The sequence below is a fragment of the Pantoea sp. genome, assembly GCF_028283705.1.
Lineage (GTDB): Bacteria > Pseudomonadota > Gammaproteobacteria > Enterobacterales > Enterobacteriaceae > Pantoea.
Map to the genome: position 1 here is coordinate 263746 of NZ_JAPWKD010000034.1, position 23093 is coordinate 286838.

Genomic DNA, 23093 nt, shown 5'->3' on the forward strand with positions numbered 1-23093 from the left:
TTTACGCGGTCTCGGCAACAGGGGCTTTAGAGGTGATGAATGCCACCACCGCTTTGGTGACATCCACGGTTTTGGCCGTACCGCCGACATCCGGCGTCAGCACGCCTTGTGCGCAAGCGTACTCAATACCTTCCATCACCAGCGCTGCTGCCTCAGGCTCACCAAGGTGCTCCAGCATCTGTACGGCGGTCCAGAAACTGGCGACCGGGTTGGCGACGCCTTTGCCGGTAATGTCGAACGCTGAGCCGTGAATCGGTTCGAACATGGACGGGAAGCGACGTTCCGGATCGATGTTGGCGGTGGGGGCCACACCCAGGCTACCGGCCAGCGCGCCAGCCAGATCGGACAGAATATCCGCGTGCAGGTTGGTGGCGACGATGGTATCGAGGCTCTGCGGATGCAGCGTCATACGGTGGGTCATCGCATCAACCAGCATTTTATCCCACTGCACATCCGGGAATTCGAGCGCCACTTCAGCAGCGATTTCATCCCACATCACCATACCGTGGCGCTGTGCATTGGATTTGGTCACCACGGTCAGCAGCTTACGCGGACGCGACTGCGCCAGTTTGAAGGCATAACGCATGATGCGCGTCACCCCGACACGGGTGAAAATCGCCACCTCGGTACCGACTTCCTCCGGCAGACCACGGTGCGCACGGCCACCGTTACCGGAATATTCGCCTTCAGAGTTTTCACGCACGATGACCCAATCCAGATCGCCAGGGCCACAGTTGCGCAGCGGCGGGGTGATGCCCGGCAGGATTTTGGTGGGACGCACGTTGGCGTACTGGTCAAAACCCTGGCAAATCGGCAGACGCAGGCCCCACAGGGTGATGTGATCCGGCACATCTGGCGCGCCGACCGCACCAAAGTAGATGGCATCGAATTTCTTCAGCGTTTGCAGGCCGTCTTCTGGCATCATCACGCCATGTTTTTTGTAGTAATCCGAACCCCAGTCAAAGGTTTCGATAGCGAATTTCAGTTGCGGGTTCTGACGTTCCAGAGCGTGCAGGACTTCCACCCCGGCAGAAATGACTTCAGGACCGATACCGTCGGCAGGAATCGCGGCGATTGCATAGTTACGCATAATATTCTCCAGTTAAATCAATGTGTATGAGGATGAGGAAGTTCAGCTGTCTGCGGTTTGTTTGCCCGCATTGACAGAATCAGGACAATCAGGGCCGAGAGCGTCAGCAGGCTCGCGACAAAATAGAGACCCCAGGTATAACTGCCGGTTTGCTGGCGAATCACGCCAATCATCATTGGGCCGACAAAACCACCGAGGTTGCCGATGGAGTTAATGGTGGCGATACCTGCGGCGGCGGCTGGCCCGCTGAGGAACAGCGTTGGCATACTCCACAACGGAGGTTTGGAGGCACTGATCCCTACGGTGACCAGCGTCAGGGCAACGATCACCGCCAGCAAGGTGCTGACGTTACCGGCATAAATCAGTCCGGCAGCGGCCAGCAGACAGGCCGCAATCACATGCCAGCTGCGTTCGTTTGTGCGATCGGAATGACGCGCCCACAGAATCATGCCGATAACGCCGATCACCGCCGGGAAGGCATTGAGGAAACCGATTTCCAGCGACGAGGCACCAAAGCTATGGATGATTTGCGGCGACCAGATCCCCAGGGTATACAGACCCGCCGAGGTGCCGAAATAAACCAGCGCCAGTGCCAGAACCCGCTTATCCGCCAGCCCACGCCAGGCGCTACTGTGGCTTTGCTTCGCGGCGCGAGCCTGTTCCTCCGCCAGCATGGTGTTTTGCAACCAGTCGCGTTCTTCGTCAGTCAGCCATTTGGCTTTTGCCGGGCGGTCGGTGAGGTAAAACAGCACTACCACGCCGAACACCACGGCCGGAATGGCTTCCAGTACAAACATCCATTGCCAGCCGGCGTAGCCAAGGAAGCCGTGCATCTCCAGCAGCGCGGCGGAAATCGGCGAACCCAGCGCGGTGGAGAGCGGGGCTGCCGCCATAAAGATGGCCGTCACCTGTGCGCGTTTTGCGGCCGGAAACCAGTAGCTGAGATACAGAATGATGCCGGGAAAGAAACCTGCTTCTGCCACACCCAGCAGGAAACGCAGGGTGTAGAAGCTGGTGGTGCCCTGGACAAAAGCCATACAACCGGAAACCAGGCCCCAGCTGATCATCACGCGGGCGATCCAGATGCGTGCGCCGACTTTATGCAGGATCAGATTGGAGGGTACTTCACACAGAAAATAGCCGAGAAAAAAGATTCCGGCCCCCAAACCAAATACCGTTGGCGAAAAACCTAAATCCTGATTCATGGTTAATGCAGCAAAACCGATGTTGACACGATCAAGAAATGCGATGAAGTAGAGCAGCATGATGAAAGGGACAATGCGCAACGTCACTTTACGCATCACCCTTTTCTCGAGGTGATTGTTCATATTAAAGTGCTCCAGTTTGTGTAGGGGGTGTTATTTTTTTGTAATCGAGTTCAGTATGCAGGTTTGGATTAGCAGATCATCAATAGCCGATTATATAAAGTATTTGAATAATGTTTTGGCGAGGAAAATGTGGATATAAATCAATTGCGTTGTTTTGTTGCTGTGGGCAAAGAGTTACATTTCGGGCGGGCTGCTCAAAGAATGGAAATGATGCCTGCGTCACTTTCTCGCTTTATTCGCTTACTTGAAGAGGAGCTGGGTGTCCGTCTGTTAAATCGATCCACGCGTAATGTTTCATTCACCGCTGAGGGTGCCATTTTTTTTGATGAAGCGAACAAAATCATTGATCAGTTTGATGCGCTGGCACTGCGATTTAAAGGCGGATTAAAAGATCAACGTCGCACGCTCAGAATTGGTGCCATCGATAGTGCGGCGCGGGGGCTGGTCCCGGCATTACTGAATTTATTTGTTCCGCTGCATCCCAATACCGATATTCATATTATTGAAGATAAAACCATTAACCTATTGCCTAAATTAAAATCAGGCTGGTTAGATATGATTTTCTTTCGTGCGCCACAAATTATGGATGCCGCACTGGCGGTACGCTTTATTACGCGTGAAAGTTGTGTGCTGGCGGTGCCAGCAAATCATCCTTTGTCGGGAAGAGAAAAAGTGTCATTAGACGATTTTAAACACGAAGCGATGATTATTCCTGAAAGGCGCACGCGTCCGCATAGTCATGACCTGACTATGAGTATGTTCAGGCTGGCAGGGTTGACTCCGCATATCGCTCAATTTGCTGAAGAAAAACAGACCATTTTAAGTCTGGTGGCCGCAGGGTTAGGTTTGGCAGTGGTGCCTTCCTCTTATCGTAATATGAACAGCGAAAATGTGGTTTATATTAATCTGGCCCTGAATGAAAATATTAAAGGTTTGCCTTTAAGTATTGCCTGGCAAAAAGGCAATGAAGATGATTACTTAAAGAATATGCTGAAATTGCTGAATGATAATAAGCAGGAATTGACGGGTAAGTTATAACGACGGGGACGATATTAACGATTTCCTTACTCAATTAAAGGTCATCGCTTCCTTGACAGCCCTGTTAAAAATACGCAATCTGCGACATCATATTTTTACATCACCTGACCGGAAACATCGCATTGTGAATGCTGCTGCCTGGCCTCCTCTGACCATCACCTTCCTTTGAGCCACGCGCGTACTACGCGCTTGTTGCTCAACGCTTGCGTGACCTTGTGCATCAGCACGAGGCGATACGCTTTTGCCAACGTTCTGCGCGTATTGCGCTGGACCAGGTAACCTCTAGTCAGAGAACCAGAAAATGCATTTTATTGATGTTTTAGTCGCCCGTAGTCTGCCTTTTATTCCACGCGTTATTGTTAAGCGTCTGTCCACGCGTTATCTGGCTGGCTCCACCCTTGAAGAGGCGCTGCAGGTCATTCACAACCTCAACCGGGCCGGTTTTGGCGTGACGCTTGATGTGCTGGGCGAATCCGCCTCTTCCGAGGCTGAAGCTGATGCCATGAGCGCCGCTTATGCTACGGCCATCGCCGCCATTGCTGCCCATAATCTTGATGCGGAATTATCCATTAAACCCTCTGCATTAGGGCTGTTAAATGATGAGGCGCAGTGCGAAATACGCATCCAGCAGATCCTGGGCCAGGCCAGGCAGGTGGCAAAAACCGCCACGCTGGATATGGAAGATCTGCAATGTACGCAGAAAGAGCTGGATCTCTTTCGCCGTTTGCAGCAGCGCTACACCGATCTGGGAATCGCCATTCAGGCCTATTTGCAACGCAGCTATGCCGATGTGGATCTGTTAATGGTTACACGCAGCCGTTTGCGCATTTGCAAAGGCATTTATCAGGAAGAGCCGCAGTATCTGGTGCCTGGAGCCAGTGACGACCGTGCAGCGATTAATTCCCATTTCCTTGCACATGTTAAGTGCTGCTTCGTTGCAGGTGTTTTTGTCAGCGTCGCAACGCATGATGAAGAACTGATTGAAGCTGTGGTAGCTCTGGCAAGGCAGCATCATGTTGCTGCTGACGCGTTTGAATTTCAGATGTTGCTGGGGGTGTGTGAACCTTTGCGTGACAAAGTGCGTGCGCTTGGGTTTTCCGTGCGGGTGTACGTTCCTTATGGTGCGGACTGGTATGGTTACAGCACGCGTCGTTTGCAGGAGAATCCGCGTATTGCAGGCTATATCCTGCGTGCATTGCTGAAGCGCTAACGGGTTAAACGCCAGTCACCTCTCATCGGGGGGCTGGCTATTTATCGACGTCAGAGCAGAAAAATCTGATTAAATGAAGCGAATTCACATGTGGGGTGTTTTTTTATTTTATAGTGGATCTGTTATTTTAAAAATAATCATTAAAAATAATAAGTTAATACTTTTTTAGATCCACTTAATTATAAAGTAAGTGTCTGGCGTCAGTACCAATAATTACCATGCTTTCCGCATAATACCCGGTACAATATGTCGGGCTTCGGCGATGTTCCGCATGGGTAAATTTTAATAAACTACTCATGTTTATATGATGATGGTAAAATTTCACCTTAACTTTCAGGGATGGATGTATGTCAATATCACAAGAAAACCCCTGCATCCTGAACGGAAAGTACGCCTGTTTACTGGCAACCTCCGCAGCAAGGATTTGGCTTATCACCTTCTCGTTGCTGCTCTTGCTGGTTTCTTCTCCTTTACGCGCGGCGGAGGCATCTGACGATGCCGCAAATCGTATTGTCAGTGGCATCATCAGTTTTACCCAATGGCCGGGTTTAAAACATCCACCGCAGCTTTGCGTGCTGCCGTCGGTGAGCCATCTCTCTTTGCCGCAGGGGCGTGAGCAGGGGTTTAGCGTGGTGTGGCTTGCCAGCGAAGAGGCCCTGGCTGAACAGCCGTGTGATGCGGTCTACTTTGGCGCTCAATCGCCGCAGCAGCAGGTAGCGCTGCTGGAAAAAGCCAGCAGCCGCCCGATGCTTTCCATCGCTGAAAACAACCCGGAATGTACCATCGGTGCATCCTTTTGCCTCATTTTTCATCAGGATAAGACGGTGTTTTCTGTAAATCTTGACTCGCTGACAAGAAGCGGCGTGAGAGTCAGTCCGGATGTGTTATTACTGTCCCGCAAAGGAAGCCAGTAAGATGAAATTCGAAAAAATAAAAACCGAAAAATCATCTATACGAAATCAGTTACGTAAAATCAGTACCATCAATGCGGCGGTTATTTTACTGCTGTGTTGGTTATTACTGTTTTCCACGTCGATGCTGTTTATTAAAAGCTATGAAAAAAGAAATCTTGAACTGATTGCCAATACGCTCAGTACCAGCCTGACGGCGGCCACCGTATTTGAAGATAGCTACGATGCGAAGAAAAAAGTCATGCTGCTGGCTGAGCAGGGCATGTTTTCTGCGGCAAAACTGGAGACATCCGAACAGACGGTATTAGTTGACTGGCAGGATAATGTGGAAAACGAAAGCCGGTTTCAGCATCTGCTACGCAACTGGATTTATGCCAAGCCGCTTACCGTTAATGTGACCCACGAAGATGCGAAAGTCGGGACGTTGACGTTGTCGGGAACGGTCACCAATGTGGCGGATTTCATTGAATACTCGATCATTATTTTATCTTGTAGCATGATTTTCGTGTTTATTATCTCGTTTCTGGTCAGCGAGTTATTGCACCGTGGCATTCTTGCCTCCTTCAGAAATATCACCAGCACCATCCACAATGTGATTCGCTCCGGTGATTTTTCGCCGCGAATCTCCGGTAGCTCCACCAAAGAATTTCAGGTGTTCTCCGAGGATTTGAATTCACTGCTGGCGGAAATGCAGACCTTAAAAGCGTCGCTGCTGCGGGACAATAAATCCCTCGCTGCCAAAGCGCTCAAAGATCCGCTGACCGGGCTGGCGAACCGTGCGGCCTTTATCAACCGACTTAACCAGTTACTCGATCAACAGCTGGCGCACGAGCGTTTTGTGCTGCTATTTCTCGATGGCGACCGTTTTAAAAGCATCAACGATACCTGGGGACATGCGGCTGGCGATGAAGTGCTGCAAAGCATAGCGGCCAGGTTGTCTGGCCTGGTGACGAAAAACGATATGGTGGCAAGGCTGGGGGGGATGAGTTCGCCATGCTGATCACCAGCCACACCACGGAAGATGCGCTGCAACAGCTGACCAGCGAGATTGAAAGCACCATCGCGCAAAAGATTGCCATCTCTGCTGGCGTTAATATCTCCACCTCGGTGACCATTGGTTATGCCTGGTCGCAGCACGGTGATTCTGTCACCTCAATTCTTGAGCGTGCAGATATGAATATGTACAAACATAAGGGCATTACAAAGGTATCGGGATGAAACTTAAAGCATTGCTACTCCTATGCATCGTCGCTTGTGCCGGGTGTCAGTCAAAAAGGACCTTCACCGACGAGCAAATTGCCGCCATGCGCAAAGAGGGATTCAGCCCGAATGCGGAAGGCTGGGGGCTGGGAATGTCAGACAAAATTCTTTTCGGAATTAACGAATCAGAACTGACCCCGGAAAGTAAAACCACCATCAACCGTATGGCGACCAACCTTGCTGTTACCGGCATTGAACATCTGCGCATTGATGGTCATACCGATAATTACGGCACTGCCAGTTATAACGAGCAGCTGTCGCTGAAACGCGCCAACGCAGTCGCGGCGCAGTGGGCGACAGGGGCATCGTTACCGCGCAGTAATATCGAGACGCGCGGGCTGGGAATGAAATATCCGGTGACCAGCAACAACAGCGCTCAGGGGCGCGCGCAGAACCGGCGTGTGGCGGTGGTGATTACCGCGCCATAGCGTATTGCGCCGACTCTCTCTATGATGTGATGTTTGTCCCTGCGATTGTCGCGGGTGATCAATGTCTTAGGGAATGTCCGCATGTTACACGATCTGGATTTACGTCAGCTGGAAGCCTTTGCGGCAGTGATTTCCGCTGGCAGCGTCACGGCAGCGGCAAAAGCGCTGAATCGCTCGCAGCCCGCCGTGTCACGCCTGATTCAGGAACTGGAGCAGACACTGGGCTATCCGCTGTTTATTCGCAACGGACCCCGCATCCATCCCTCAGAAGAAGCACTACAGCTGCATCAGTATGTGCAAAAAGCGCTGCTGTCATTGCAGCAAATCCGTCTGCGCGCGCAGGAAATTGCCCAGCAGCAACATCGTCCGCTGAGTATCGCCGCCACGCCCGCGCTGGCTGCTGGCTTACTGCCGCAGGCGCTCGCCAGCCTGAATTTGCAGAATAAAGTACAGATTATCAGTGAATCCGCTGAACAAACGGCCCACGCGGTGATCACTGCTGAGGCGGACCTCGGTCTGAGTAGCCTGCCGCTGGAGCATCACGCGGTTGACCTGCACTGGATCGGCCAGTCGCGTTGTGTGGTGGCGCTGCCGCAGGATGATCCCCTCGCCACACAGCCGCAGCTGACGCTGGCCTGCCTCGCCGGGCGTCGATTGATTGCCCCCTGGAGTCCGCAACGGTTACGGGGTCGCTATGATAAGGCGTTGAAAAAACTCAAAGTTCCGCCACATGAAACCATCGAAACCAATTCCTCGGCCAATATTCTGGCTTGTGTGCGCGCCGGTTTAGGCGTGGCGATCCTCGAACCGGTGACGGCCTGGGGCATGCCGCTGGAAGGTGTGGTGATTCGTCCGCTGGAAGAAGAGATCCCCTATTTCTTTGGCGTGATCACCCCGCAGGGACGACAGATTACCAGCGCCGCACAGGCATTGGTGGAGGCGCTGGAACAGGCAGCGCAGACGTTGCTGCCGGGTTTTCAGCGTTTACCCGCCAGCGAACATCCGCGCATTATGCGACTGATTAATCAGGATTAAATTCAATACGCTCCCTTCTTAGAACATTTTCTGCTTTAGATATAAGAAATCCATTGGTTACGAAGTGAGCATCCTGCTTGACTCCTTTCGGGGCCAGAGGGATTATGCAAAACCTTAGTTCTTATTATGCGTATTGTTGATTATTAATCATTAACTATGCGTTTTGTGGATGATTGATTGCGCCTTCTAAACCTGCGTTTGCAGGTTTATACCCGCAGCAGGGAACAACACCATGACGACAGCAGCACAGCCCAGCGGTCTTACCGCGCTTGAAGCACAGCTTCAGCAGGATCTCGAATTCCTCGAATTACCGGCCAAAGCCTGGGTGCCTGCGCGCACTCACCATGGTGCGCCGGTACGCGATGTCGTCGTGATTGGTGGAGGGATGTGCGGGCTGGCCGCTTCGGCAAAATTGCTGCTGACCGGCATCACTAACGTGGTGGCTTATGATGCCGCTCCGGCCGGGCTGGAAGGGCCATGGGTTACCTTTGCCCGCATGGAGACACTGCGCTCGCCCAAAAGCCTGCATGGTCCATCGCTCGGCTTGCCGCAGCTGACCTTCCGCGCCTGGTTTACTGCGCAGTGGGGCGCTGAGGCCTGGCAGGCGCTGGACAAAATCCCTAAAGATCAGTGGATGGATTACCTGATCTGGTATCGCAAAGTACTGAATCTGCCGGTGCGCAACAACGTGCGCATGACAGCCATCGCCGCTGAAGGTGACCTGATTGCGCTGGATCTCACCGGTGCCGAAACCGGCCGCGTTTATACGCGCCGTCTGGTGCTGGCGACCGGGCGTTCGGGCCTCGGTGGTTTTGCCGTACCGGACTTTTTGCAGGGCATCGATCGCAAATTCTGGGCGCATTCGGCTGATGACATCGATTTTTCCGCCTTGCAGGGCAAGCGGGTGGCGGTGATTGGAGCCGGTGCTTCTTCAATGGACAACGCCGCGACGGCGCTGGAAAACGGTGCGGGCGCGGTGGATCTGTTGATTCGTCGTAAACAGATGCCGCGTATCAACAAGATGACCGGCATCGGCAGCCAGGGCGTAGTGCACGGGATGCATCAGTTGCCGGACGCGTGGAAATGGAAATTTGTTGATTACACCGCCTCGACGCAAACGCCGCCGCCACGTTCCTCCACGCTACGCGTCTCACGCCATGCCAATGCGCGTTTCTTCCTCGATTGCGGCATCAATGCGGTTAAGCAGCAAGCCGAGGGGCTGGTGATTGAAACCACCCAGGGCGCGCTGCAATACGACTATCTGATCGCGGCGACCGGTTTCACTAACGATTTTAACGGTCGCCCGGAGTTTGCTGCCATCGCACCTTATATCCGCAGCTGGGCCGATGGTCGCTACCAGGCGGAAATGGGGGCAGCACGCACCAGCATGCTGGAAGCGCCAGATCTGGGGCCAGCCTTTGAGTTTCGCGAGCGTCAGCCGGGTAGCTGTCCGCTGCTGGCGCATATCCATTGTTTCAACGATGCGGCGATGCTGACGCACGGCAAAGTGTCTGGCGATATTCCGGCGGTCAGCGCCGGTGCCGACCGCCTGGTGCGAGGCATTGCGGCTTCGCTGTTCGCCGAGGATGTTGAGCAGCACTTCGACAGCCTGATGGCTTTTGACACCCCTGAATTGCAGGGCGATGAATGGGTGGATTCCACACCCTTACTCAAACAGGAGAATGCGTTGTGATCGACGCCATTGATCAGTCCGCCGGGCTGACACCAGAGGATGAACTGTATCGTGCCCGCCGTTTTCGCCCGGAGTTTGTTGATGGTGCCGAGCAGTGCCGCCAGTCGGTATTGGCTCCACAGCAGGATCAGGGACTGGCTGCCGATCTGCGTGTGGCGCTGGCACATCGCATGGTTGCGCTGAATGGTGATGCGCATCTGCTGGCTGACTACGCCGCCCAGCTGGCACAGCTGTCTCCCTCCGCTGCGCTGCTGGCACTGGCAAACGGTGAGACGGATTTGGCCGAGCCGCTGGCGACCATTGTCCGCCACGCTGACCTGGTCACCAACACCCCGTTTGCCGCCGAGGCCAGCCATATCCGTCTGCTGGAGCAGGCCGGGTTGAACAATCCGCAAATTGTGGCGTTGTCTGAACTGATCGCCTTCGTTAATTTCCAGACGCGTGTGGTGTCCGGTTTACGTTTGATGAGGTCCGTATGATTCCGTTAGTCAGCCTCAAGCCGTTGCACTGGCATCCCTATATCACGCCGGTTGATGTCGCTGAGGCCACACCGGAGCAGCTCGACGCGATGAAGGTGACGCCATCAAATAAGAAGATCTCCGATTATGTGCGCACTCTGGCGCACGATCCGGAGAGTTACACGGCGCGGACCGTACTGTTTAACGCCATTATGTATGTCGATGGCGGGCTGGATCGGGCCGATCGTGAACTGGGCGCGTTGGGCGCTTCCATCGTAAACGGCTGCAAATATTGCGCCGTGGTCCATGCCCGTCGCCATGCGCAGCTAACCAAAAGCGATGCGCTGGTGAGTGCGCTGTACTTCGACAAAGCTGACACCCTAGGCCCGCGTGATGCGGCTATTTATCGTTTTGCCCGTCGTCTGTCGGTCACGCCGTCAGAGGCAACAGCGGAAGATGTGGCTGCGCTACGTGAGCAGGGGATGGATGACCACGAAATTATCGACCTGATCCACGCCATCGCCATCTTTGGCTGGGCCAACCGTTTGATGCACGTGCTCGGCCACGCCAGCATTGAGAAATAACCGTCTTTCACCCGCAAGGACATGAACACAAATGCTTGAACTCAACGATATTAAGCTGTCTTACGGGAGCGCGCCGATTCTGAAAGGGGTCGATCTCTCGGTAAAGCGTGGTGACGTGGTATCGATTATCGGCCCGAGCGGCACCGGTAAAACCACGCTGCTGCGCTGCATTAACTACCTGGCAAAACCGACGTCAGGCAGCATCACGTTTGACCAGATTGCGATGGATTATCAGTCGCCGGACAAAGCCGCGATTCAGGCCATCCGTCTGCGTACCGCGATGGTTTTCCAGCAGTTCAACGTGTTCAAAAATATGACGGTGATTGAAAACGTGATGGACCCCCTGATCGCGGTGCAGCGTAAATCGAAGCAGGAAGCGCGCGCTATCGCTGTTCAGGAGCTGGATCGGGTCGGTCTCGGTGGTAAGCAGGATCACTATCCCTCTCAGCTTTCCGGTGGTCAGCTGCAACGTACCGGCATTGCGCGTGCGCTGGCGCTGCGCCCGGATGTGATGTTGTTCGATGAACCCACTTCCTCGCTTGACCCTGAGCTGGTGGGAGAAGTGCTGAAAGTGATTAAAGACGTGACGTCTTCCGGCATTACATCGCTGCTGGTGACGCATGAAATGCAGTTTGCCAAAAGTATATCCAACCGCATTGTGTTTATGGATCAGGGTGTTGTCGCGGCGCAGGGTAGCCCGACAGAGATTTTTGATAACCCGAGCCTGCCACGCCTTGCACAGTTCCTCAATTCAGAACACGTACTCTAATAATTACAGGAATCAAAGACATGCCTGCAATCAAAACAACATTACGTCGCCTGGCAATGCCGGGTATCGTGACCATCGCGTTACTCAGTGCCGCCACCAGCTATGCGGAATCGGTGCGCACCATCAAAATCGCCACCGCGGCAGAATCCAAGCCGCTGTCGTGGGGCGCTATCGGCGTTGAACCGCAGGGTTATGAGCCGGATGTACTGAAAGCCATCAACGCGAAACTGCCCCAGTACAAATTTGTTATGGAAGGTGCGGCGGATATCGCTCAGGAAACCGGCCTGGCAACCGGCAAATATGATATGGCGACCGGCGGCTACTACAAGGCTCCGGCGCGCAGCAAACAGTTTCTGATCCCCGATAATCCGATCGGTGCCAGCCTGATGAAGATCTACAGCCGTAAAGACAGCAATATCAACGGTATGAAGGATCTGGTGGGTAAGAATATCGTTCCGGTAACCGCCGGTGGTGGCGTCTACAAGTTTGTTATGCAGTGGCAGCAGGAAAACCCGAGCGACAAGATCGACATCAAAGCCTCCAGCGCCGGTGTGCCTTATCCGGACCGCCTGAAAGAAGTACAGAATGGCAAATATGATGCGCTGATTCTGCCTTCCAACCTCGGTGAGCAAACCGTTATCGACAACCAGAAGCTGGCGATCAAAGCCAGTGAGCCGGTTGCCATTAACAACACCTACGTCCTGATTCACCGCTCTGACGAGAATAAAAAGCTGAATGACGATGTGAACGAGGCGCTGAAAGAGCTGAAAGCGGACGGCACGCTCGATAAGTTGTCACAGAAGTGGTTCGGCGAAGATATCGTCAAGTACATGAAATAACGGTTCACCTGAAACCCTGGTGCAAAGCTGACATTTTTTTCAGGAGTGTTTCACAGTGAATCTTTCGACCATGATTCCCGAGCTACTGTCGGCTTTGCCGTTAACGCTCGCCATTATGCTGGTCGCGATGATTGTCGGCTTTGTGCTGGCACTGATCGCGACAACCTTCCGTGTGCGTCGCATCCCGGTGATTAGCCAGCTGACCGATCTCTACGTCTCCTACGCGCGCAGTGTTCCGGTGGTGCTGCAACTGTTTGTGGCATTTTATGGCCTGCCGCTGGTGCTGGAGTCGTTCGGCGTGGGCGATTTTATGTCGGCCACGGTGGCGTCGATGGTAGGCCTGAGCCTCTACCACGGCGGCTATCTCTCCGAAGTGATGCGTCCGGCGTTTCTGGCCGTGGAGCGCGGCCAGCATGATGCCGCTGACACGCATGGGCTACAGCTTCCGGCAGAAAATTTGGCGCATCGTCGGACCGCAGGCGCTGCATATCGGATTGCCCGGCTACGGCAATGCCATCATCTACCTGATCCACAACGTGGCGCTGGTGATGTATATCGGCGCGGCCGATGTGATGGCAACCGCGCATCTGATTATGGAGCGTGATTACAACCAGTATCAGTTCGGCACTTATCTGGTGCTGGCGGTGCTTTATTCATTGCTCTGCCTGGGTGCCTGGCTGATCGTCCGTTTCTTCGAGCAACGTCACGCCAAATACAACTCGAAAACGGCGGCCAGCCCGGTGAAGTTCACCGCCAGCGTCTGACAGAGAGAGAACACCGATTATGTTTGATATTGAGGTTTTGCTGCCGGACTTCTGGAGCATTCTGGATGCGGTGCCGGTTACGCTGGCGATGGCTATTACCGTGTTTATCTGTTCCACACTGATTGGCGGCTTGTTCGCCTTTGTTGAGCATAAGCGCCTGCCGGTGCTGCGTCAGCTGGTGCTGGCGTACAAAATTGCCTTCAAAGGTGTGCCGATGGTGGTGGTGATTTTCCTGGCTTATTACGGCCTGCCACCGGCGCTGCATTTCGTTGCCACGCTGTTTGGTATTGAAGTGAATGCCCACTCGCTGCCGAACTGGGTGATTATCATCGTGGCGCTCAGTGCCTGCGTGGCCGCTTTCCAGGCCGAGGTGTGGAAAGGGGCGTTGAACTCGTTTGATAGCGGACAATCGGATGCGGCGCAGTCGCTGGGTTATACCGATGGCCAGCTATTCCGTCGGGTGATGTTCCCACAAATTATCGTGGCGGCAATCCCGGACCTGGCGAACGCCTTTATGGTGATCATGAAAGCGCTGTCGCTGGCCTTTGCCATCGAAGTGGTGGATATCTTCGCTCAGGCACAGCTTACCGCCGCGCTGAACTTCTACTATCTGGAAGCTTTCCTGATTGCGGTGGTGTTCTACATGGTGATTGCCTGGCTGGTCACCAGGATCGCCGATATCATCGAGGCGAAGTTGCGCGTTCGCAGCTGACCCGTATAAACCGCGCCGTTTGTGCGGCGCGGTTTTTCATCCCAGATATTCAATAATCGACAGCCCACCGTTGTAATCGGTGCTGTAGATAATCCCTCCGGCATCGACAAACACATCACAACTCTGAATCACCTGCGGACGATCGGGGCGGGTATCCATCATGCGTGCCGGAGCAGCGGGTACCAGCGCACCGGTTTCTTTCGGCTGATAAGGATTGGAGATGTCATAGGCGCGCACGCCAGCATTTTGATAAGTGGCGAAAATCAGCGTGTCGCTGACAAAGCTACCGGGTCGATTTTCATGCAGATTATGCGGGCCAAAATGGGCACCCTTTGCCACGTAATCGCGCTCATTCGGCTGGGGAAAGGTTGCGATGCTCACCGGGTTGGCAGGTGCGCGAATATCAAACAGCCAAATCAGCTTCTCGCCATCCTGCTGGTTATCCAGCACCGCTTCGTCCAGCACCACCAGCAGATTGCGTGTTGGTAGCGGCAATGCGGTATGGGTGCCACCGCCAAACGGCGGACTCCAGTTGCGATGGCTGATTAACTGCGGTGCCGTACGATCGCTGACATCCAGCAACGTTAATCCGCCATCACGCCAGCAGCCATAGGCGGTATCACCGCTGATAATGGCGTGGTGCAAGGCATAACGTTTGCCTTCCGGCCAGTCTGGCGTCTCGCCCCCGGCGGTGTGCATTCCGGGCAGCCACCAGCGCCCGGCCACCGCAGGACGTTGTGGATCGGCTAAATCGATGGTCAGCAAAATGTAATCGCTGAACCCCTCAATCAACGCAGAGACGTAGGCCCAGCGTCCGCCGACATACCAGATACGGTGAATGCCGATACCGTCGAGCACGAGAAAGGCGATTTCACGCGGTTGCGCCGGGGAAGAGATATCAAAAATCCGCAGCCCGGATTGCCAGCTTTTTTCCTGAATATCTGCCGTGGTCTGGCCCACCGCACGGGTGTAATAGACTTTCTCATCAGCGAAGCGGGCATCGGCAAACAGATCGCGGGCGTTGATCACCAGCAGCAAATTGTCGTGCGCCTGCAAATGCACGTTCCAGGTACCGGGTGGTGCGGCAACAAAATTTACGGTTTTGGGCTGACGTACATCGCGCACGTCAATCACGCTAAAGCCTTGTGAGACCATATGGCCGACATAGGCAAAGCCGCGATGCACCATTACCTGAACGCCATCCGGGCGACCACCCTGATCGCTGTGACCAATCAGCCGCATATTGCGGCTGTATTCCGGAGTGGGGAGCGAGGAAGTCATGTTCGGCCTCACTGCGCGTTGGCGGCGAGGGTGGCGAACCAGGGCGCGACAAAATCACTGCTCTGACCCCAGCCGGGAATCACCTTTTGCAGTGCGGCAACGTTGGCGGCTCCGGGTTGGCCGGTCACCAGTGCCTGTGGAATGGCGGCGGCTTTAAAGTCATAGCTGGCCGGAGTGGTTTCTCCCGCCAGCTTCAGGGCAATCAGGCGCATATTAACGGCTCCAATCAGCTTCGGATCGACCGCCACGCTGACCTTCCACGGGCTGTTTTTTTCGCGCATCAGCTGCAAATCGCCGTTGGAGATATCGATGCTGTAGAGTTTGATTTCGGTGCGTCCATTCTCCTGCAACGCCTTGTACGCGCCCTGGCTAAAGGCATCCCAGGTGCCCCAGATAGCGTCGATTTTCCCCTTTGGGTATTTCGCCAGCAGCGCGCCGACTTTGTTGGCTGTATCGCCCTGCACATCGGCAGAGACGGCCCCCACCGACTCCAGTTCATGAATTCCCGGGTTGGCCTTCTGGATCTGCTCCCAGGCTGCCTGACGGCGTTCCATCGGCGGGAAGCCCGCGACCCACAATTTGATGATATTGGCTTTGCCGTTGAAGTCTTTGATCAGCGGTTGCAGCGATTGCTCGGTGAGTGAAGCATCATCCTGCTGTGTCACCGTGACGCCTGCGGGAACCTTATCAACGGCGGTATCAAATACCGAGAGCGCGATACCGCTGTCATGAATGCGTTTCACCAGATCGGTGGAGTAGGGGGCGCGGCCCTGAGACAGGATAATACCGTCATATTTCTGGCTGATGGCCTGGTTCACGAAATCCTGGAAACGCGCATCGTCACCCTGGCTCAAAAAGGTGCTGACTTTAAAGCCCAGCTGTTTGCCCTGCTGAATGGCTCCGGCGACAAACTGGGTGGTGTTATCGTCCGAACCGAGGTTGCGAATGACCGCCACCCGAATCGGTCCCTGATGATGTGCCAGTGGCGCGGGAAGCGGTGCCTGTGCGGCGCTGACGGCAGAGCTGAGCAGGCTCAGCGTCAAAAAGGGTACGGCCAATGATTTCATGCAATTTCCCCGAATAAGATGGATGAGACGCTTTGGCGCACCGCCGGTTTTTATTGTGGTTGGCGGGCGTTCTGAGCGGATTTTTCATCCTCTGCACGAGGTTGGCAATCAAGGAAAAGGCATAAGTAATGCCAGATAAATCATTAGGTTTGCGGGTGGGACAATGAGGCAGGTCGGGATGAATCCCGACCCTGGATTGTAAGGTGCGCATTTATGCGCACCTGGACTAACGTTTACTCAGTGCTTCCCACAGGCCCAGTAGATAGGTGGTGCCGAGCGCGCGGTCATAGAGTCCATAGCCCGGACGACCGGTTTCGCCCCAGATAAAGCGGCCATGATCGGAGCGGATATAGCCGTCAAAACCGTTGTCGTACATCGACTTCAGTACCTGGTACATATCCAGCGAGCCGTACTCGGTGGGATGGGCACACTCGTAGAAATCTTTGTCCTGAATGATTTTGATATTGCGCACATGGGCGAACGGGATACGTTGGCGGCGTGAGAATTCGGCCAGAATCGCATACACATCATTCTGCGGATCTTCGGCAATCGACCCGGTGCACAGGGTAATGCAGTTGGCTGGCGAATCGACCACGTTACAAATCCAGTCGAGATCGTCACGATTTTTCACCACGCGCGGCAGGCCGAAAATGGAGTACGGCGGATCATCCGGGTGAATCGCCATCTTCACGCCGACTTCTTCACATACCGGGATCACCGCTTTGAGGAAATACGCCAGGTTTTCACGCAGCTTCGCATCATCCACCCCTTCGTACTTCGCAAACAGATCCTGCACTTTCGCCAGACGCTCGGGTTCCCAACCTGGCAGAGCAAAACCGTTAGAGCTGCCCAGCACCTCCTGCACCACTTCATCGAGGCTTTTATCGATACCTTTTTTCTCGAACGCCATGGTGATGGAGCCGTCTGGCAGCACGTAGTTCATCTCGGTCTTCATCCAGTCGAATACCGGCATGAAGTTATAGCAAATCACCTTTACGCCGACTTCGGCCAGGTTGCGGATGCTCTGCTTATAATTCTCGATATAACCATCGCGGCTTGGCAGGCCGATCTTGATGTCGTCATGAATATTGACGCTTTCGATCACTTCCACTGTCAGACCGGCAGCCTGTGCCTGATCCACCAGCGCTTTAATCTTATCCTTCGGCCAGGTTTCACCCACTGGCACATCGTACAGCGCGCCGACGATACCCCGGACCCCCGGAACCTGGCGAATATATTCCAGCGAAACCTTATCTTCTTTCGGACCAAACCAACGCATTGTCAGCTGCATAATGTCATCCACCGTCATCGTGTCTGTGATAACTGATAAACTACCATTCTAGTATTCATGATGACAGCCCCTGCAGCGATCAACTCATGATCGTCGTCACAGAACCGCATTTATCCTGCGCGAGGGAGAGTGTGCGCACAGCTGAACCCATGTTGGCGAGAATTCAATCCTAATCAGAACTTAGAAATGTCTGATCCACTACCATAAATTGTTATAAACAGCGTGGTTAACTGCGATTAGTGATCTATTAAGGGTTAACCTCTTATTTTCCGGCAATTTACCGCTGCTAATCGGCTTTTTACCTGGATCATTTACAGAATATTCCTGGCAGGCACAATAAACCTTATTTCTCTCCCTCCATAAATCATGTCCGATGAAGCGCTGCTCCAGCAGATTCAAAACCTGAAAAAGCATAATTCGCGACTAAAGCGTATCGCGCATGATGCCCGCAATAAGCTCAGTGCTGCGCTCGATGGCACCGGGCTGTGTTTGTGGCAGCTGGATATTCCCAGCGGCAAACTGGTTATTTTTAACCGGCGCTGGGGAGCGATGCTGGGTTTCCAGCCGAAAGAGCTGAGCGCGAAGTTTGAAGTCTGGCGTGAACACCTGCATCCCGAGGATGCAGATGAGGTGCTGAAGGCGTTTTACGATCATATTGAAGGTCGCGCGCCTTATTATGAAGCGCTGCATCGCATGATCGCCAAAAGCGGCAAAATTACCTGGGTACTGGATCGCGGGCGCGTCACCGAATGGGATGAACAGGGTAATCCGATGAAGGTAACGGGCACCCATATTGATATGACCAAAGAGAAGAATTATGAGGCGCAGCTTTCGACACTGGCCAATCACGATCCACTTACCGGTCTCACCAATCGCCACGCGTTGTTAACCCACTTTAGCCAGATAAAAAAGCAGGGGCCGCTGTGTGTGGCCTATATCGACCTGGATAACTTCAAACACGTCAATGACACCCTGGGACACCGCAGTGGCGATGAAGTATTGATTCAGCTTAGCCAGCGTATGCGCGACGCCGTGCCGCCGAACGTGGTGATTGGTCGTATTGGCGGTGATGAGTTTGTGTTGCTGATGCCGTTTCTGATCGACTATCCCAAAGTGCGTATCATGGCGCAGGCGGTACTGGATGCGGCACTCGCACCATTTGAACTGGATAACGGTATGGCGCAGATTGGCGCCTCAATCGGCATTGCCCAGGTGCAGGAGCATGATGATTTCACTGCGGCGCTGACGCGTGCTGATGAAGCCATGTACAGCATCAAGAAAAATGGCAAGCAGGGGTTTGGTTTAGTGCCGTAACTGCCCGTCTGGAATAGTCAGAATTGCTGATTTCTCTGATTTCATATTTCACTCAGAAAACCGGGACCGGGAATTCATATTATCATCTTTCTTATATATCACTCATGACATCATTATGATTTAGTGTTGCGCACTTTTCATCTTTTCTCCCCCGACTTGCGATGGTCTTCTTTGTGGATAAAAGAAAATAAAGTACGAATATTAATGGAGAAATAATATGTCAGAAATGTCTATCGGCACGCTTGTCGTCAACACAACTGCCGGGCAAACAGATAATACAGCACCCGCAATACCCATTAGAGTGACAAATAGCACCGAAACACCACTTTCAAATGCAACCACAGAAAAGAATGTATTTTCCAACGAAGTTTTTCACGGCCAGGTGTTACCCGGTGTTAAAAATAGCGTACTGTTTGACGCTGACTTCAGTGGCAACATGTTTTTCGATGTGGCGTTTCCAGGGGAGCGAGGTAAGTCATTAGAAATCAGGGGGTGCAATTTCAATGGTATAGAGGCGAAAAACGTTGAAATGGCATATGTTGAATTCACCAAATGGACAAGTTTTATCAATGTGAAGGGAATTGAAAATCTGTATTTTTCCGGTCCGGTTAAATTACGTGAGGCAAGATTTGGTGGTTATGAAGATGGGGTGATTAAATTAAGTCGGCAGCATTTTTCCGACCTGCAAAAAACTTTCGATAATCTGTGTGATGATAATTATTCCTGCGAGCCTGCTATGCTGTTCAAATCGATAGAAAGCATAATTAATACAACATTGCATCGTGACTTTAAAGAGCAGGTAGTGGAGTTGTTTCGTGATATGCCGGAGCTGGATTATGCATTAGCGCATTCCGATGCACTGCGGCAATCGATGTTGTCCCATTTGTTAAAAACGCCTGAAAAGTCAGAGGCGATAACACGTTTTCTGGAAGATAAACTTATCAATTATCACGCTCAGTCGCTGATAAAAAATGAAGAAAAGGCCAATCTGACACTTGTCCTCAGTAAAATGGAACCAGAAAAACTACTCGAATATCAGTTCCTGGTTAACCAATTGCCGGACGTGCGACAGACTATGAATAAACATCCCATGTTAAAAGCATTTATGGAATGTGCCAGGAAGTTTGATAAGTCGTCAAAAGAGGGCGTAATTTTTTATTTCCCGCAGTCAGAACAGGCTATCTATATTTCCGCCAATGAATTCGACAGCCTCATCGCGGGTGAGACGGTACCGGAAAATGCGCGCCTTTTAACCTGTGATGATGGAAGAATCATGATGACGCCATTGATCGATAAGAAACGGCAAACGTTGCTACAGAACAGCCCTGCACTTGAATCACTCTGGAGCGGTCGTGGTAGTAAACTGACGGAAGTCCTTTCTCGATTGTTTAATGTCCCTGCACATATGGAAGCACGCCAGGATGATATACTCCGCCTGGGGAGTCTGATGTTGGCGCAGCTTACTAAGAGTGCATACGGAAAACTCAACCTCGATGATATTGGCGATGTTTATCTGCTTAAACAATTATTCACACCTTTGATGAGCGATATAACCGATGAATCTGATGATGCCCGTAATAAAAGAGCCGTGCTGATTGAACGGGTTTGCAACCATCTGAAGCTGGCAAGTAGTGGGCTTGCTCCTCAACAGCAAAAATTTGTCGCCGCTATTCTGCTGACGCGTGTATTTGCCAACCTATTTTCTCCAACACTTTGCAGTACAGACAGTGCCAGTTACAGCTGGTTTCTCGATTTCGCAAAACAATTTCTGATTGATGCTTATGATTACGCCCCAAATGCGTCGCTGGCTGATGGGGTAGATACCGTGATTTCACATATTAATGAAAATCGCACGGTCTCTGCGTTATTACTTATTAACTCGCTGCAGTTTATCAGTGATAACGATGCGGTTATCTCCAGACTTATTCACCAGCACAGCCCTGTTTTCTGATTCCGGTTTGCAGCAGGAGGCATAACAGACTCCTGTATTCAGAACAATCACTTCAGGAAAATAGACTATGTCAGATATGTTTATTAGTGGTAGTTCCCCGGTGGATAATTCCGGGCATTCTCAAAGTATCACTCCTCAGCCATCATTATCAGTAGGTAATACCACAGTGATACCCGTGTCAAACCTGGCAGCACAGCAGCCTGAGAAAGAATCAGAGACGCTGGTCGATCATGAGTTTACGGGCCAATATACTGAGCCACTGTATTTTGAAAATAAAAAATTTATCGATCCCTATGTGGATAATCCGCGGTTCCTCAATCCAGGTAGTGAATTAAAAAATTGCCTGCTAACAGCGAAGGATTACTCCTTACGTTGGCGTCATTTCGAGATTGGTAAGATTTTCTGGAATAACACTATTATCGACGGACTCTGCAATGAGAAGGCATCGCGGCTAGATTCTTTTGATTTATCTGGTCTTAGGATGAATAAAGGGGGGGTAAAAAATCTGGTGTTTTCAGATCCTGAGTTACAGGATATTTATGACGTAAATTTTACCGATGTCATTATGGAAAATGTCGCCTTTAGCGTCAGGTATCCATTACGCTATATTTTGACGGATGTTAAATTCACTGGCGTTTGTGCCAATAAATTAGTTCTGGAAAATGTTAAGTTTGCAAAAGACGTTGTGTTTAAAGATATCTGGTTGCGAAATGTGGTTATGCTCGGAAAAAATGAGTTTCATGACTCGACTTTTCCTGGTTACGGTAAGGGAGACATGACGTTAAGTGACGATAATTTCGCCAGCACACAACAAATCCTGGAAAATCTGACCCCTGATTGCACCCCTCGATTGGGGGCTGCGATGTTTAATTCATTAAATAGCATCAACAACACCCCGGTACGCCGTGACCAGAAAGAACAGATAGCACAAAAATTCACTCAATTGCCTTTGATGGCAAAAGCCCTGCAATATTCCCGCTCCCTGCAACAATCGGTACTGCTCAATATGGATGAGTTTTATCCGCATTCGGCTGAGATAAAGCGATTTAATGAACAAGTGTTGCTTCCGCATTTTCGTCTCCGGGGGTTGACGATGAATCAACATGCGGCAATCGCGACGATACTCAACCATCTGGATCCGACCACGCTGCCTGAATATGAGTTTCTGGCTAATCAGCTACCGGTGTCACGCCGAGTCATGAACCAGCATTCTGCGCGTAAAGAATTAATGGATTTTTGCCAGCAGTTTGACAAGGCCGGCAGTAACGATGTGCTTTTTTATTGCGCGGAACAGGGGCAGGCGATATACCTTCCGGCTGAGGAGTTTGAACAGCTGATCAATCAGCAGCTAATCCCGCGCAATCTCCAGCTATTAGCTTATGATCGCCAGAATAATCACATTAAGACCGTTGCTCTTAGCGATGAAAATCTCAGCTCACATCTGCAATCTTTTCCCGGATTAGCATCACGGTGGCAGGACTGCGGAACAAAACTCAGAGGAGTTATTCACGCGATTTTTTCTTTTGATGCAGGGCCTGAGGGGGAAAATGCACCACGGGCAGCGGAGATTCGCGATCATCTGATTGCGCTGCTGACCAGGAAAACTCAGAAACCGTTTGAACTGACCTCAGAAAGTGATTTTGAGTTACTGGAAGAAATGCTTTTACCTCTTGAGTATAAAAATAATCGTCGCACATTGGGGGCGCTGGTGAGTGAGTCTTTAGGCCTGGCGCAACGAAGGCTTTCTGTCGGACTGGAGAAATGCATTGCCTCGTTGATCCTGGCAAATATGCTTATCCGGTTGTTCTCTGCGCCTAAGTGTATAACCACCCCAGAATATCAATTTTTGCTATGTGGCATTGCCGGGAAGTTTATCAGTGATGCTGACAAATATTCCCCGGATACGTTACCACCTGCATGGATCAGCTCTCTCGGGGAATCCGTAAACCGACCGGCGGTAACTTTATTGCTGATGATGAGCGATGACTTTTACGGTGAGAATGGCGCAGAAATGTCGGAACTGTTGCGACAGCATATCCCTGAGTTTTAGATTCTGCTGCCGCTACAGCC

General features: G+C 52.2%; 19 protein-coding genes and 2 pseudogenes. 16 read left to right on the forward strand and 5 right to left on the reverse strand.

The window, feature by feature from the left end:
- Position 1: 1 nt before the first annotated feature.
- Positions 2-1090 (reverse strand): tartrate dehydrogenase, encoded by a 1089-nt coding sequence (locus PW844_RS28045; RefSeq protein WP_299459723.1) that lies wholly within the window; start codon positions 1088-1090, stop codon positions 2-4.
- 17 nt (positions 1091-1107) lie between these two features.
- Positions 1108-2418: an MFS transporter gene (locus tag PW844_RS28050; protein WP_299459726.1), complete on the reverse strand. Its 1311-nt coding sequence runs from the start codon at positions 2416-2418 to the stop codon at positions 1108-1110.
- Positions 2419-2547: 129 nt separating this feature from the next.
- Here PW844_RS28050 and PW844_RS28055 point away from each other — a divergent pair, with 129 nt between their 5' ends.
- The 13 genes and pseudogenes from PW844_RS28055 to PW844_RS28115 all read left to right on the forward strand — a co-directional run bounded on the left by PW844_RS28055 (position 2548) and on the right by PW844_RS28115 (position 14119).
- Positions 2548-3456: a LysR family transcriptional regulator gene (locus tag PW844_RS28055; protein WP_299459729.1), complete on the forward strand. Its 909-nt coding sequence runs from the start codon at positions 2548-2550 to the stop codon at positions 3454-3456.
- A gap of 301 nt (positions 3457-3757) precedes the next feature.
- A complete protein-coding gene (locus PW844_RS28060; RefSeq protein ID WP_299459731.1) occupies positions 3758-4666 on the forward strand; it encodes a proline dehydrogenase family protein in 909 nt (302 codons plus the stop codon).
- A 347-nt stretch (positions 4667-5013) separates the two neighbouring features.
- Complete coding sequence (locus PW844_RS28065) at positions 5014-5580, forward strand: YfiR family protein (RefSeq protein ID WP_299459733.1); 567 nt, start codon at positions 5014-5016, stop codon at positions 5578-5580.
- 1 nt (position 5581) lies between these two features.
- Positions 5582-6795 (forward strand): annotated as a pseudogene (locus PW844_RS28070) (diguanylate cyclase).
- Positions 6792-7265 (forward strand): OmpA family protein, encoded by a 474-nt coding sequence (locus PW844_RS28075; protein WP_299459735.1) that lies wholly within the window; start codon positions 6792-6794, stop codon positions 7263-7265. Before PW844_RS28070 ends, PW844_RS28075 begins: the two are co-directional and overlap by 4 nt.
- 81 nt (positions 7266-7346) lie before the next feature.
- Entirely contained in the window at positions 7347-8300 is a 954-nt protein-coding gene (locus PW844_RS28080) for a LysR family transcriptional regulator (protein WP_299459737.1), read from the forward strand.
- A gap of 232 nt (positions 8301-8532) precedes the next feature.
- The gene (locus PW844_RS28085; protein ID WP_299459740.1) at positions 8533-9993 is read left to right on the forward strand and encodes an NAD(P)/FAD-dependent oxidoreductase; all 1461 of its coding nucleotides are present in this window, start codon (positions 8533-8535) and stop codon (positions 9991-9993) included.
- Positions 9990-10472 carry a hypothetical protein gene (locus PW844_RS28090; RefSeq protein ID WP_299459743.1) on the forward strand — a complete coding sequence of 161 codons (483 nt, stop codon included), beginning with the start codon at positions 9990-9992 and terminating at the stop codon, positions 10470-10472. Before PW844_RS28085 ends, PW844_RS28090 begins: the two co-directional genes overlap by 4 nt.
- Entirely contained in the window at positions 10469-11035 is a 567-nt protein-coding gene (locus tag PW844_RS28095) for a peroxidase-related enzyme (RefSeq protein WP_299459746.1), read from the forward strand. The genes PW844_RS28090 and PW844_RS28095 overlap by 4 nt, the downstream gene beginning before the upstream one ends.
- Before the next feature lie 31 nt (positions 11036-11066).
- Complete coding sequence (locus PW844_RS28100) at positions 11067-11804, forward strand: amino acid ABC transporter ATP-binding protein (RefSeq protein ID WP_299459748.1); 738 nt, start codon at positions 11067-11069, stop codon at positions 11802-11804.
- 20 nt (positions 11805-11824) lie between these two features.
- Positions 11825-12643: a transporter substrate-binding domain-containing protein gene (locus PW844_RS28105; protein ID WP_299459750.1), complete on the forward strand. Its 819-nt coding sequence runs from the start codon at positions 11825-11827 to the stop codon at positions 12641-12643.
- Positions 12644-12713: 70 nt separating this feature from the next.
- A pseudogene (locus tag PW844_RS28110) lies at positions 12714-13407 on the forward strand (amino acid ABC transporter permease).
- A gap of 19 nt (positions 13408-13426) precedes the next feature.
- Entirely contained in the window at positions 13427-14119 is a 693-nt protein-coding gene (locus tag PW844_RS28115; protein ID WP_299459752.1) for an amino acid ABC transporter permease, read from the forward strand.
- Between the two features lie 36 nt (positions 14120-14155).
- On the opposite strand, the gene PW844_RS28120 is transcribed toward PW844_RS28115, so the two are convergent.
- The 3 genes from PW844_RS28120 to uxuA form a co-directional block, all read right to left on the reverse strand.
- Entirely contained in the window at positions 14156-15400 is a 1245-nt protein-coding gene (locus PW844_RS28120) for an LVIVD repeat-containing protein (protein ID WP_299459755.1), read from the reverse strand.
- Positions 15401-15408: 8 nt separating this feature from the next.
- Complete coding sequence (locus tag PW844_RS28125) at positions 15409-16467, reverse strand: sugar ABC transporter substrate-binding protein (protein ID WP_299459757.1); 1059 nt, start codon at positions 16465-16467, stop codon at positions 15409-15411.
- 226 nt (positions 16468-16693) lie between these two features.
- Positions 16694-17758 (reverse strand): mannonate dehydratase, encoded by a 1065-nt coding sequence (uxuA, locus tag PW844_RS28130; protein WP_299459760.1) that lies wholly within the window; start codon positions 17756-17758, stop codon positions 16694-16696.
- A 366-nt stretch (positions 17759-18124) separates the two neighbouring features.
- Between uxuA and PW844_RS28135 the strand changes: the two genes are divergently transcribed.
- From PW844_RS28135 to PW844_RS28145, 3 genes are all read left to right on the forward strand, one after another.
- Positions 18125-19072 (forward strand): sensor domain-containing diguanylate cyclase, encoded by a 948-nt coding sequence (locus PW844_RS28135; protein WP_299459762.1) that lies wholly within the window; start codon positions 18125-18127, stop codon positions 19070-19072.
- Between the two features lie 217 nt (positions 19073-19289).
- Positions 19290-21023 carry a hypothetical protein gene (locus tag PW844_RS28140; RefSeq protein ID WP_299459765.1) on the forward strand — a complete coding sequence of 578 codons (1734 nt, stop codon included), beginning with the start codon at positions 19290-19292 and terminating at the stop codon, positions 21021-21023.
- A 67-nt stretch (positions 21024-21090) separates the two neighbouring features.
- Positions 21091-23073: a hypothetical protein gene (locus tag PW844_RS28145; RefSeq protein ID WP_299459768.1), complete on the forward strand. Its 1983-nt coding sequence runs from the start codon at positions 21091-21093 to the stop codon at positions 23071-23073.
- Positions 23074-23093: the final 20 nt, after the last annotated feature.

What these genes read in the sequence shown, in the direction of transcription:
- PW844_RS28105 (WP_299459750.1), top strand. Translation starts at nt 11,825, where the DNA reads ATGCCTGCAATCAAAACAACATTACGTCGCCTGGCAATGCCGGGTATC.
- PW844_RS28060 (WP_299459731.1), top strand. Translation starts at nt 3,758, where the DNA reads ATGCATTTTATTGATGTTTTAGTCGCCCGTAGTCTGCCTTTTATTCCA.
- PW844_RS28115 (WP_299459752.1), top strand. Translation starts at nt 13,427, where the DNA reads ATGTTTGATATTGAGGTTTTGCTGCCGGACTTCTGGAGCATTCTGGAT.
- PW844_RS28140 (WP_299459765.1), top strand. Translation starts at nt 19,290, where the DNA reads ATGTCAGAAATGTCTATCGGCACGCTTGTCGTCAACACAACTGCCGGG.
- PW844_RS28050 (WP_299459726.1), bottom strand. Translation starts at nt 2,418, where the DNA reads ATGAACAATCACCTCGAGAAAAGGGTGATGCGTAAAGTGACGTTGCGC.
- PW844_RS28125 (WP_299459757.1), bottom strand. Translation starts at nt 16,467, where the DNA reads ATGAAATCATTGGCCGTACCCTTTTTGACGCTGAGCCTGCTCAGCTCT.
- PW844_RS28120 (WP_299459755.1), bottom strand. Translation starts at nt 15,400, where the DNA reads ATGACTTCCTCGCTCCCCACTCCGGAATACAGCCGCAATATGCGGCTG.
- PW844_RS28075 (WP_299459735.1), top strand. Translation starts at nt 6,792, where the DNA reads ATGAAACTTAAAGCATTGCTACTCCTATGCATCGTCGCTTGTGCCGGG.
- PW844_RS28085 (WP_299459740.1), top strand. Translation starts at nt 8,533, where the DNA reads ATGACGACAGCAGCACAGCCCAGCGGTCTTACCGCGCTTGAAGCACAG.
- PW844_RS28145 (WP_299459768.1), top strand. Translation starts at nt 21,091, where the DNA reads ATGTCAGATATGTTTATTAGTGGTAGTTCCCCGGTGGATAATTCCGGG.
- PW844_RS28065 (WP_299459733.1), top strand. Translation starts at nt 5,014, where the DNA reads ATGTCAATATCACAAGAAAACCCCTGCATCCTGAACGGAAAGTACGCC.
- PW844_RS28095 (WP_299459746.1), top strand. Translation starts at nt 10,469, where the DNA reads ATGATTCCGTTAGTCAGCCTCAAGCCGTTGCACTGGCATCCCTATATC.
- uxuA (WP_299459760.1), bottom strand. Translation starts at nt 17,758, where the DNA reads ATGCAGCTGACAATGCGTTGGTTTGGTCCGAAAGAAGATAAGGTTTCG.
- PW844_RS28080 (WP_299459737.1), top strand. Translation starts at nt 7,347, where the DNA reads ATGTTACACGATCTGGATTTACGTCAGCTGGAAGCCTTTGCGGCAGTG.
- PW844_RS28135 (WP_299459762.1), top strand. Translation starts at nt 18,125, where the DNA reads ATGTCCGATGAAGCGCTGCTCCAGCAGATTCAAAACCTGAAAAAGCAT.
- PW844_RS28045 (WP_299459723.1), bottom strand. Translation starts at nt 1,090, where the DNA reads ATGCGTAACTATGCAATCGCCGCGATTCCTGCCGACGGTATCGGTCCT.
- PW844_RS28100 (WP_299459748.1), top strand. Translation starts at nt 11,067, where the DNA reads ATGCTTGAACTCAACGATATTAAGCTGTCTTACGGGAGCGCGCCGATT.